Consider the following 12,086-nt stretch of genomic DNA (forward strand, 5'->3'; position numbering starts at 1 on the left):
CTCTATAAGGTAACAGAGAAGGAGATTCTAGTATGGTATATTGGCTATTATTACTTGTTACAATTATTTTTGAAGTAGCTGGAACAATTGCGATGAAACTATCAAATGGTTTAACAAAGCTCGTTCCAAGTGTACTGATTTTCGTGTTTTATGGGATTTGTTTCAGCGTGTTTGCCATCGTTGTGAAAAAGATTCATTTAAGTATTGCTTATGCTATTTGGTCTGGCGTTGGAACATTACTTATTACAATCATTAGTGTGTACTTTTTTAAAGAGCATATTAGTTTATTTCAAGCATTTTGTATTCTTTTTATTGTTTTGGGTGTCATTGGGCTTAAGGTTTCATCGGCATCATGAAAGCTATCTTTTGTAGAAGATAGCTTTTTTCTATTTGTGCAGTTAACAATTAATACGACAAAATATGACAAGAAAGAGTAAAGCGTTTTGTTATGATACATATGAAATATTGTCTTATGTGGAGGAAAGAGTATGTTAAAAAAGGTAAGTCAAATTGTTTTAATTTTTGGCATAGCTTTTAGTTTAAGTGCTTGCACTGAGACTAAAGATAGTAATGAAAGTAAACAAGAAGATGTTCAAGATAAAGTGTATAAAATAGGGGAGACAGTAGACGTAGATGGTTTGCAAGTAACTATCGATTCAGTTAAATTAGGATATCCGGATTATGATGAGAATAAAAAGAAAGAGGAGATTTTGGGGATTATTTTCAAAGTAGAAAATAATAGTAAAAAGGAAATACCTTTTGCATTTTATGAATTTGAGATTACCGATAAGAAAGGTACAAGATTTAAAGAATATAATAACCCTGATAGCTTTATTAGTAAAAAGTTAGCACCAGATGAAAAAATTCAAGATATCATGCTATTTGACGTAGCGAAAGAAAATACGTATATCGCTACGTATAGACCGGAGTTTACGCATGAAAATAGAACGATAAAATTTGAATTGAGACCAAATAAATAAAGAAACACATTTGATTATCCAATGTGTTTCTTTATGGTAATAAATTTAAAACGCCCAGTTACCTTTACGGAAGATAGGCTCATGTCTGCCATCAGCAGTAATACCGTCAATATCAAGCTCAGCTGATCCAATCATGAAGTCGTTGTGTGTGATACTAGCGTTTGCGCCGTTTTCAGCAAGTTCTTCTTTAGACATTGTTTTTCCGCCAACTAAGTTAAATGCATAAGCATTTCCGATTGCAAGGTGGCAAGATGCATTTTCGTCAAATAGTGTATTGTAGAATAAAACATTTGTGTTTGAAATTGGTGAGTCATGAGGTACTAAAGCTACTTCTCCTAAGAAGTGAGAACCTTCATCTGTTTCTACTAAATGTTTTAAAGCTTCTTCACCAGCTTCAGCTTTATAGTCTACGATACGCCCGTTTTCAAATGTTAACGTGAAATTATCGATAATATTACCTGCAAATACTAACGGTTTTGTACTAGAAACTTGGCCGTTTACACCTGTTTTAAGTGGCATTGTAAATACTTCTTCAGTTGGAATATTAGCCATAAATGGTACGTTCTTTTCATTTAAGCTACCAGCACCAGCCCATACATGTTTTTCTGGAAGTTCGATTGTTAAATCTGTTCCAGGACCTGTATAGTGAAGAGCTTTATAATGCTTTTCGTTTAAGTAATCCACTTTTGTATGTAATGTTTCATCATGTTCTTTCCATGCTTCGACAGGATTTTCTAAATCAGCACGAGTAGCTTTGAAAATAGCATCCCATAACTTTGCTTCTTGTTCTTCTGGCGCTACGTCAGGGAATACTTTCGCAGCCCATTCTTTCGTAGGAACAGAAATGACACACCAACTTACTTTATCTGCTTGTACGTAATCACGGTATACTTTCATTGCTTCTCCAGCTACTTTATGAGCTGTTGCAATACGCGATGCTTCTACACCTTTTAATAAATCAGGGTTTTCTGCATAGATAGACATAAATGCAGCGCCTTCTTTTGCTAATTCTTCACGAGCATGTGCTTTCCAAGATGGAAATTCAGCGAAAGCTTCTTCAGGAGCTAGATCGAACTTTAAGCGTGTTAACGTCTCATCATTCCAATCTACATATACGTGTTTTGCACCAGATTTATATGCTTTTTCTGTAACGAGGCGTACAAATTGTACAGCTTCAAGAGGTGCACTAATTGATAAAGTTTGTCCAGGTTGAATATTAACACCAACATTAACTGCAAGAGCAGCATATTTCTCTAACGTTTGTTCAAATGACATATGTATAATCTCCTTTAATTTGAAAGATTTCTTACTATATATAATACAAGAAAATTCTAAAAATATATATAAATATAAAGTAAAAAGAGAGCTCAAAATGTATTGAGCCCTTATATTTACTTAATTGAAGAAGCAAACTGCTCTACAGTCGTTGTATGGTGTATACGAACGCGCTTCATCTTTAACAATTCATCAGGTTCACCCTTCGTAATGAATTGCCCAGGCTTTGTCGTCGTCGCAAATTGATAATACTTCTTCGTTTCTGTAACAACCTTATCATCTACATGACCGAATGGATAAGCAATCGCGATAACAGGCTTACCTGTTATTTTTTCTAGTTTTTCTTTTGAACCTTTTAACTCTTCCTCATAGTTTGTAATTTTCGGTAAGTCTGCATGTGTTGCAGTATGAGATTGCACCGAGAAAATGCCGGAATCAACCATTTCTTTTATTTCAGAAGTAGACAATGCTCCTTCTACATCAACGTTATCAACAATCATATATTCTGTTGCTGCCGGTTTAAAAGTATCATCTTTTAGCTTTTGTAAAACGCGAAATGCATTCATATTATTTTTCATACCATCATCAAATGTAACGAAAATCGGCTTATTTACTTTATTTATATCACCCCAGCGTTCAAACGTTAAAAGCGTATAACCATTGTCTTTTAAATGTTTCATTTGTGCTTCAAAGTTAGCTGGTGATACGAATAAGTCTTTAATACCTTGACCATGATAATCATCGATTGCGTGATACATAAGAACAGGAACCTTTTGTTCGAAAGTAATAATAGATTTCGTAAGCGGGATTGTTTTCCCATCTTCTTTCATTCCTGTTGCTTCAATTTGGAACTCACCGCGTTTTCCTTCAAATTCTTTTATGTCAAAAGGAATTGTAAATTGTTTCTCCTTTTCTTTAGAAGAAAAAGATTTAGCACGTTCCTTTCCATCAGCTGTGCGCCAAATTTTATATTGTACTTCATTTAAAGAATCTTTTAAGTCTGTAATATGAATACTTGTGTTTGTAGATTCGTGTGTGATGGGAGTATAAGAAATTTTACCTTGTTCTTGTAGAGCCTCTTTTTGTATAGCTACTTCTTGAACCTTTTTCTCTTTTTTAGGTTCTTGGCTTACATTGCTAGTATTGCAGCCTGCTAGAATGGCAGACGTACATAAAGCAATTGCTGCGTATTTTCTCATAAAAATCACCTTCTATTGTGTAGTATGTTGCATATTGACATTAAAATCCCCACCGCTATAAGAGTGGTGGGGATATACCCTTGTTCATCATATCATTTGAAGAAAATGAGGGGAATATGATTTTTAGGAGGCTATTAAGGTAATAGATTAGTGACTTTGAATAGATGTGTTTTTTTGTTTTTTATTAGAATTAATAATAATATAACCGACTACAAAGATAAGAGGAATAATGAAGACATAGATAGGCATTCCCCATACATAATAGCTTTTCAGCGTTAAGACTAGTAAATGTAAGAAATCGAAAATAGCGTGAGCTTTCATAATATCCTCCAATGTTTTTTTGAAAATTATAACATTTTTAACTTGTTATTTGTATAATTTGGAAAGTGATTTAAGCTAATTTTAAAGTAAGAAGAATACATATTAATATGCAATTTTGCATAAGGATATGTATTTTATTAAAATATAAAGATTTTATACTATAATGAAAACCGCTATAAAACTAAGTAAGAATAATGTATGGAGTGGAGAATAGAAATGAAATATAAAAAAATAATATATATCTTTTTCATATCGCTATTTATAGTTGGTTGTCAAAGTGAAGTGAGTAAAGCGAATAGCGTGGAAGAGTATATTCCATCGCATCTTATGAATGCGGAAGTGACGGCGGATATTATGACAATAGAGATGGAACCAGATACTCTTAAAAAGGTAGGGAGTATTGGTCAAAGAATGAGAGAGCATCTAGCGAGTAATATGGAATGGTATTTAAAATATGTAGAAGAACATGCAGAGAAAAAAAGTTTTCCATATCACCCTAATTTCGGTGTTACAAAAGAAGAGTATGAGTTTGTACTAAATGCAATTGATCAAAGTAAATTGGTTAATACAAAAGATGGAAAGCTGAAATTCAAGAAAAAAAATGATCATGAAGTAGAGATTTTTTCAAGTGAAAGTATAAAGCTCCTTAAATATGTAGTTATTAATACGAAGAAGAATACAGTAAAAACATCTCTAGGCGAATGTGAATATTTTGGAGAAATACTGGCGTCACCAGAACAGAAGTTAACTGGTCCTTGGCACGGAAAACAATGGATGTTAAAAAAAGATGATTTAATATATATATTTTCTTTAGGGAAAATGGAAGCAGAAAATAAATCAATTATTGATATTTCGGTGAAAGGTAAATATAAGGGGGAAATTATTAATAAGGAAGAGGCATTAGAGTTTTCTTCAGTTTCTTAAATGATGATAATAAAAAAATCACCTTGCTGTCTAAGCAAAGGTGATTTTTTATTAAATAAACAATCCAGCGATTGTCGCAGATAAAATAGAAGCAAGTGTTGATGCAAATAGCATTTTCCAACCAAATTTAGAAACAACGCTTCCTTGTTTTTCAGAAAGGGCACGGATTGTACCAACGATTGCACCAATTTGGCTAATACTTGCGAAGCTAATTAAGAATACTGTAACGATTCCAACTGTACGTGGAGCTAATGTTGTAGCTGTGTCTTTTAAATCAAGGATTGCTACAAACTCATTTAAAACAATCTTCGTACCCATAATACCACCAGCTGGGATAATATCTTGAGTTGGAATACCCATTAAGAATGCGAATGGAGAAAGTACGTAACCGAAGATTTGTTGTAAAGTAACAGCATGTCCCATTGCGCCTGAAGCTGCACTAATTACGTAGTTTACAACTTCCATCACACCGATAAAGGCGATCATTAATGCGGCAACGATACCAGCTACTTTTAAACCATCAAGCGCACCGTTAATCATTGCGCCGATAAAGCTGTCTCCGAATAGAGTTCTATCAAATTTCTGAATCACTTCATCTTCTTTCTTCGTATCAACTGGTGTTAATAACGAACAAACGATTAAGCTTGAGAATAAGTTTAGCGGAAGAGCTGCCAGTACGTATTTTGCATCTAACATCATTACGTATGATGCTGTAACAGAAGCAGAAACGGAGCTCATCGCAGAACAACAAATGATAAACATACGGTTTTTATTGAAATGCTGTAAATCGTTTTTAATAACGATTAACGCTTCACTTGAACCGAAGAATACAGAGTTTACTGCGTGGAATGACTCAACACGTGGTAAACCAGTAATTTTTGAAATAGCACCGCCGACAACGCGAACGATGAATGGTAAAACACCTAAATAACTAAAGATTGAAAGTAGTGCTGAGAAAAATACGATAATTAATAATACGTTTAAGAAAAAGACAAAATCTCTGTGAATTCCATTAAAGAGAAAATCGACACCTGTCGTACCAAGTTTAATTAGTTTGTTGAAAACTTTACTAATGAAAATAATGATTTGTTGACCAATCTTTGTAGCAAACATAAACCAACCGATTAAAATTTGGAAACCAATCATAATTGCAATTGCACGGAAGTTGATTTTACTTTTGTTGTTTGACAAAGCAAAACATAAACCTAACACGGCAATAATACCGATAATGCTCATTACATATTGCATGTAGTTGCCCCTTTCAGAAGTTCGTATAAAGTTTGTACATAAAACGCTCGTTATATTACTAAAAATAAAGGAATGAGGTTTTATGTCATACGTAAGATGTCTGACCTTTTAGAAAAATAAAAATAAAAAAAGACCCATATGGATTCACTTTCATCTATGAGAGAAAGCTAATCAATATGAGTCCTTTTTTGCGCATAGGCTAATATTCATTAGTTTTCCCCATAGTCCAGCAATTTAAGGTTGCCGGGTAGAAACTCTCGATCCATATTATCAAGTATATATGAGGTAACATCGTCCGTATTAAATTAGTAGTAGCGTAACATTAACAGAGAAGTATCGTCAATAGCTTTTTTTCTTCCAATAGAAAAAGACCATATAAGTATGATAAAATGTAACGCAGTGTTATGAAAAAGAGAGGTCGGAAAATGAGTACTAAAATGACGCCACCAGTTGAGAAAAACGAGTTTATAGATGTAGTATTTGAAGATTTAACACATGATGGTGCCGGTGTTGCGAAAGTAAAGGGCTATCCTATTTTCGTTAAAAACGGATTACCAGGTGAAGAAGCGCAAATTAAAATTATTAAAGTGAAGAAAAACTTCGCATTTGGTCGTTTAATGAAGCTTCATACAGAAAGTCCATATCGTAAAGATGCTGAATGCCCAGTATATAATCAGTGCGGCGGTTGTCAGCTTCAGCACTTAACTTATGAAGGACAATTACAAGCGAAAGAAAAACAAGTACGTGACGTTATGCAGCGTATCGGAGGACTAGCTGATGTTCCTGTTCATCCTGTACTTGGCATGAAGAATCCGTGGGTATACCGTAATAAAGCACAAGTACCAATCGGAGAACGTGAAGGCGGACTTGTAGCTGGTTTTTATCGCCAAGGAACGCATGACATCATTAATATGGAATCATGCTTAATTCAGGCAGAAGAAAACGATACATTAATCCAAGAAGTAAAACGTATTTGTGAAAAGCACGGTATCACTGCGTACAACGAAGAGCGTAACAAAGGAACACTTCGTCACGTAATGGCTCGTTACGGACAAGTAACAGGGGAAATTATGCTTGTCTTCATTACGCGTACAGCAGAATTGCCGAACAAAAAAGCAATTATTGAAGAAATTGCAGCGAAATTCCCAGAAGTAAAATCAATTGTTCAAAACGTAAATACGAAGCGTACGAATGTAATTTTCGGAGACAAAACGACAGTACTGTACGGATCAGAATACATTTATGACTTTATCGGTGACATTAAATTTGCGATTTCAGCACGTTCATTCTATCAAGTAAACCCAGAGCAAACGAAAGTGCTTTACGATAAAACGTTAGAATACGCAAAATTAAATGGTAACGAAACAGTAATCGATGCCTATTGCGGAATCGGATCAATCTCGTTATTCCTAGCGCAAAAAGCGAAAAAAGTGTACGGCGTTGAAATCGTCCCAGAAGCAATCGAAGACGCAAACCGAAACGCAGCACTAAACAACATGACAAACGCTGAATTTGGCGTAGGAGAAGCAGAAGTAGTCATTCCAAAATGGTACAAAGAAGGCGTAATCGCCGACACAATGGTCGTAGACCCACCGCGTAAAGGCTGTGACGAAGCATTACTAAACACAATCATCGACATGAAGCCAAACCGCGTCGTATACGTATCATGTAACCCAGCAACATTAGCACGTGATTTAAAAGTACTAGAAGAAGGCGGATATAAAACGCAGGAAGTACAACCTGTTGATATGTTCCCGCATACGACGCATGTGGAGTGTGTGGCTTGGCTTAAGTTAGTATAATAGGAAAGCAGTTGATATAGGAAAATCTATACCATCTGCTTTTTGGTTTACAAAAATACCATTCATAAGCGATTTTAGTTAAAATAAATATTGCTGATTTTCACAAATTATAAATTGAGATTTTGAAATTGTATTCATAGTGAGAGGATTTGAATTTGAAATGATAGATAATTTTTGGCGTGAATTACCACGACCATTTTTCGTACTTGCACCAATGGAAGATGTGACAGACGTTGTTTTCCGTCACGTAGTAAGTGAAGCAGGTCGTCCGGACGTATTCTTCACAGAGTTTACAAACTCGGATAGCTATTGTCATCCAGAAGGTATGAAAAGTGTACGTGGCCGTTTAATTTTTACAGAAGACGAACAGCCGATGGTGGCACATATTTGGGGAGACAATCCCGAATACTTCCGTCAAATGAGTATTGGTATGGCAGAACTAGGATTTAAAGGCATCGATATTAACATGGGTTGCCCAGTACCGAACGTTGCATCAAGAGGAAAAGGTAGTGGCCTTATTCTACGTCCAGACGTTGCGGCAGAACTTATCCAAGCAGCAAAAGCGGGCGGACTACCTGTCAGCGTAAAAACACGACTTGGCTTTAAAGAGTTAAGCGAGTGGGAAGATTGGTTAACGCACATTTTCAAACAAGATATTGCAAACCTTTCTATTCACTTACGTACAAGAGAAGAAATGAGCCAAGTAGATGCGCATTGGGAACTAATTCCGGAAATTAAAAAATTACGTGACCGTATCGCACCAAATACGTTAATAACAATCAATGGAGACATCCTTGATCGTAAAATGGGGCTGGAACTTGCTGAAAAATACGGCATTGATGGCGTAATGATCGGGCGAGGCATCTTCAAAAATCCATTTGCGTTTGAAAAAGAGCCAAGAGAGCATAGCAGTAAAGAACATCTAGATCTTTTAAGACTACAGCTGGATTTACAAGATCAATATGCAGAAGTACTGCCACGCTCAATCACAGGGCTTCACCGCTTCTTCAAAATTTATGTAAAAGGCTTCCCTGGAGCTGCTGAATTGAGAAATCAATTGATGAGCACGAAGTCAACGGATGAAGTACGTGCATTGCTTGATAAGTTTGAGGCGAGTGTTGATGAGGCTCAGGATAGTGAGACGGTTTAACGCTCTGAAGATAGAGGAAAATGGACTGTATTAATTTGTGGGTAGTTATTTTATTTAGTTTTGAGTTTTTTTGTGAATGTAACTTTTTTTGTTGATACAGTCTGCTTGCTGAAAAAAGAAGTCTTTGAGAATATAATGAACTAACGAATACTCGTAAGGGGAAAAATGACAAGATCTGGAGTAGAGTACATTAGGCTCTATCGAGGTATGAAATGTAATCTGAATAATAGACAGAAATAAAAAATCCCTTTATTTGAGCATGGCCATCAAGTTAAGAAAATGTATGATTTTTATCTAAATAGAACCTCCTTACATGCAGATTGCATGTAAGGAGGTTCTATTTTATGTTTAAATTAATTAATTTAACAGAGGAAAAATTAAATCTGAATTTCCGATTATAAAAATATTGTTTTTCGACTTCTTTCGACATAATTTATAAAGTTAATTATTTAGTATTGGTATGAAGATCTTTTGAATAATAGTTATTTTTAAATATTCGATAATAATTTTAGAGTACTGTGGAATTTTCTTCTGATTTGAAGATTTTTTCTTATATGAGCTACCAGAATTTTTTTATTTTAATTGGAGGGAAATTATGAAGAAAGTATTAATAGCTTTACTTACAGCAGGATTAATTACATCGGGTTGTCAAAAATCAACAGAATCAGTACCAACAAAAGAAGTAAGCCAAAATGTTAAGCAAGATGAGAAGAAAATTATGACGAATGAGAGCAATGATATTTCGACTTCAAATTTAAGTGGAATAGCAATGTACCTAAAAAAAACTTATCGACTTGAAGATTTAGAGAGAACGCTTTCATCGCCAAGAACAAAAGAGGAAACTAGATGGTTATATGTAGATAATTATGCTAAATATACATTTGAAAGTGATGGGAAAATTATTAATCATATTAAGATTGAATTATTAGAGCCAAAAGATTTGAAGTATAAGGATGCCTTCAAATTATTAGGTCTTGATATTATGTTAGGTACTAAAATTGAATCAGAAGGCACTGAGGCGGAAGGGTATGCAAAATATGATGTTCGAGGAAATGATGCGGAAAGTGTGCAGATTGAGAAGTTTTCAGGAACTGGGGGCGGTAGCATATCTGTAAGTGTGGATGGGGCTTTCAAAAATAAAGAAGGTACTGTTTGGTTGGATTGTGACCGGGATGGTAATGTGAAATTTATTGAAATGAATTATAAGGGTAAGGCGGTAGGAAATGAAACAAGTGTTGCTAACGAGAAATTAGAACCCTTTGATGCAGAGGCAGGATCGGAAGTAGGAAAGAATATTGCAAATATAAAAGTTTATGATACGAAGGATTTACTTATTGAACAAACCGGATTAGCCCCATTTTTATTTCAAGCAACGCTGTATGATAATCCAAATATGTATTATACAGCTGATTTTCCGATAAAAGTTCGAGTTGATAATAAGTCTACGGTAGAAGAAGCTGTGAAAATCGGAAATGAAATTAACAATTTAGTGGTAAGTGCTGTAAATAAAAAGTTTCCACATAAAAATTTTAGAGTCAAAACGTACATTTATCATACAGAATTGGATTCATCAGGTAATTTTAATGCTACTACATCAAAAAAATTGAAAATAATAGAAAATTAATATGTGAAACTTTGGGGATTTGATTTTAATAATAGGGCAGGGAGAAATAAAATAATGAATTGTACAGCATGTAATAAGAAATTATTGAAAACAAATAAGTACTGTACTAGTTGTGGTACAGAGAGAATAAATTTGGATGAATCAGAAGAACTATTTGATAATGGAGAATTCCATAACGATATTACGCCCCAAAATAGAAATGATAAAAACATAAAATTAATAAGAATTGCAAAAAAATCTCCTTGGTACGTGTGGATAATTGGGATTGTGTTTATAGTTATATTAGTTAACGTTCTAATTCAAAATAATAGTCCACAAGAAACAGTAAAAGGCTTTTTTAAAGCTCTTGAATCAAGAGATTTAAACAAAGCAGGTGAGTATATACATCCGAGTCTCCCTTGGGATGTAGAAGCTGGAAAACGTATTGGAATTCCAAAAAATGCGTCAATAGATATATTGAATATAGAAGAAAGAAAAGTTGGAGATAGAGCAAAATTAAAAGTTACGATAGATATCTCTCCAAAACCTTTATACGGCCCTAATCCTGACAATATTACTATTGATTTGAAGAAAGTTGACGGAAAGTGGCTAATTTATGATATGCAATAGTCTCCTATATGGATAAAATTCATCGAAACCCATAAACTCTAGTTTGTATAGAAGAAATATAACAATGTAAGAGACGAGCAGTGTATTTGAGGAATCAAAGCACTGCTTTTATAGTTAACAAATATAAACTAGAATGTAGATCTAATGAACTAAGAAAAAATGAACCGAAAAGTTACTGTAACCCTTCTATAGAATCAAATTATTGCTTGGATTGTAGTATAGCCTCTATAATCATAAATTTGGTTAAGACTACAAAACCTCCTCCTAAAATGTTAAAGTAGTAACTTAACGACATTAATTTACACATGCTAAAAGCATTACTATAATCAACATTTCAGGAGGAAACCCAATGGCAATGAGCAACAACGATATATTAAAAAGAGTACGATACGCTTTAGACATAAGAGATATAGATATGGTGGAAATCTTTAAACTTGGCGGGATGGAAGTAACGAAAGAAGACGTAGTTGATATGCTTACAAAAATAAAGAGGGCTCCTCAGCATGAAGCTGAAAATGATGAGGTAGCTGAAGATGAGTACGTATTAACGTGCGATATGATGATGTTAGAGGCATTTTTAAATGGATTTATTACTTTAAAAAGAGGAAAGCAAGATCCGAAACCAGGGCAGCCTGCACCTGTACAGAGCAAGGAGAGTGCCAATAACCTTCTTCTAAAGAAAATGAAAATCGCACTATCTTTAACGAGTGAGGATGTACTTGATATATTAGATAGCGTAGGCGTTACGGTAACAAAAGGAGAGTTAGGCGCTCTATTAAGAAAGAAAGGCCATAAAAATTACAAAGAGTGCGGCGATAGATACGCAAGGAATTTCATTAAGGGATTAGGTGTAAAGTATAGAGGATAATAAGCTTGCTAAAGCAGTAAATGATATAATAGGTAGAGTAGGACGTTCGTATCCTACTCTTTTTTATTTGTAAAAATACTATGCTA

12 protein-coding genes and 1 riboswitch are annotated in these 12,086 nt (G+C 34.4%); of the genes, 8 read left to right on the forward strand and 4 right to left on the reverse strand.

The genetic code is table 11. From position 1 onward, the window contains the following. Window positions 1-32 precede the first annotated feature (32 nt). Both BC_RS01825 and BC_RS01830 read left to right on the forward strand, forming a co-directional pair. Complete coding sequence (locus tag BC_RS01825; protein ID WP_000263262.1) at window positions 33-356, forward strand: DMT family transporter; 324 nt, start codon at window positions 33-35, stop codon at window positions 354-356. Window positions 357-488: 132 nt separating this feature from the next. Further along, entirely contained in the window at window positions 489-980 is a 492-nt protein-coding gene (locus tag BC_RS01830; RefSeq protein ID WP_000915110.1) for a DUF4352 domain-containing protein, read from the forward strand. A gap of 45 nt (window positions 981-1,025) precedes the next feature. Here BC_RS01830 and BC_RS01835 read toward each other — a convergent pair whose 3' ends face one another. The 3 genes from BC_RS01835 to BC_RS27485 all read right to left on the reverse strand — a co-directional run bounded on the left by BC_RS01835 (window position 1,026) and on the right by BC_RS27485 (window position 3,775). Next, a complete protein-coding gene (locus BC_RS01835; protein WP_000007349.1) occupies window positions 1,026-2,255 on the reverse strand; it encodes an aminopeptidase in 1,230 nt (409 codons plus the stop codon). A gap of 116 nt (window positions 2,256-2,371) precedes the next feature. Further along, window positions 2,372-3,454 carry a polysaccharide deacetylase family protein gene (locus BC_RS01840; protein ID WP_001233729.1) on the reverse strand — a complete coding sequence of 361 codons (1,083 nt, stop codon included), beginning with the start codon at window positions 3,452-3,454 and terminating at the stop codon, window positions 2,372-2,374. Between the two features lie 147 nt (window positions 3,455-3,601). Continuing rightward, window positions 3,602-3,775, reverse strand: a complete 174-nt coding sequence (locus BC_RS27485; protein WP_000643592.1) for a hypothetical protein — start codon at window positions 3,773-3,775, stop codon at window positions 3,602-3,604. A 216-nt stretch (window positions 3,776-3,991) separates the two neighbouring features. Between BC_RS27485 and BC_RS27490 the strand changes: the two genes are divergently transcribed. Further along, window positions 3,992-4,699, forward strand: coding sequence for a hypothetical protein (locus BC_RS27490; protein ID WP_000875593.1), 708 nt, complete (start codon window positions 3,992-3,994; stop codon window positions 4,697-4,699). A 51-nt stretch (window positions 4,700-4,750) separates the two neighbouring features. Here the strand turns inward: BC_RS27490 and BC_RS01850 are convergent, their stop codons facing one another. Then, complete coding sequence (locus BC_RS01850) at window positions 4,751-5,947, reverse strand: NupC/NupG family nucleoside CNT transporter (RefSeq protein ID WP_001200484.1); 1,197 nt, start codon at window positions 5,945-5,947, stop codon at window positions 4,751-4,753. A 202-nt stretch (window positions 5,948-6,149) separates the two neighbouring features. Then, a riboswitch (purine riboswitch) is annotated at window positions 6,150-6,251 on the reverse strand. 121 nt (window positions 6,252-6,372) lie between these two features. Between BC_RS01850 and rlmD the strand changes: the two genes are divergently transcribed. The 5 genes from rlmD to BC_RS01875 all read left to right on the forward strand — a co-directional run bounded on the left by rlmD (window position 6,373) and on the right by BC_RS01875 (window position 12,000). Then, window positions 6,373-7,749, forward strand: a complete 1,377-nt coding sequence (gene rlmD / locus BC_RS01855; RefSeq protein WP_000105019.1) for a 23S rRNA (uracil(1939)-C(5))-methyltransferase RlmD — start codon at window positions 6,373-6,375, stop codon at window positions 7,747-7,749. 160 nt (window positions 7,750-7,909) lie between these two features. Next, entirely contained in the window at window positions 7,910-8,899 is a 990-nt protein-coding gene (locus tag BC_RS01860; RefSeq protein WP_000566703.1) for a tRNA dihydrouridine synthase, read from the forward strand. Between the two features lie 595 nt (window positions 8,900-9,494). Next, the gene (locus BC_RS01865; RefSeq protein WP_000756602.1) at window positions 9,495-10,523 is read left to right on the forward strand and encodes a hypothetical protein; all 1,029 of its coding nucleotides are present in this window, start codon (window positions 9,495-9,497) and stop codon (window positions 10,521-10,523) included. 54 nt (window positions 10,524-10,577) lie between these two features. Further along, window positions 10,578-11,132, forward strand: a complete 555-nt coding sequence (locus tag BC_RS01870; RefSeq protein WP_000995851.1) for a zinc ribbon domain-containing protein — start codon at window positions 10,578-10,580, stop codon at window positions 11,130-11,132. Window positions 11,133-11,481: 349 nt separating this feature from the next. Continuing rightward, window positions 11,482-12,000, forward strand: a complete 519-nt coding sequence (locus BC_RS01875; RefSeq protein ID WP_001251731.1) for a DUF1456 family protein — start codon at window positions 11,482-11,484, stop codon at window positions 11,998-12,000. Window positions 12,001-12,086 lie beyond the last annotated feature (86 nt).

This window comes from Bacillus cereus ATCC 14579, from assembly GCF_000007825.1.
In the GTDB taxonomy this organism is placed as follows: Bacteria; Bacillota; Bacilli; order Bacillales; family Bacillaceae_G; genus Bacillus_A; species Bacillus_A cereus.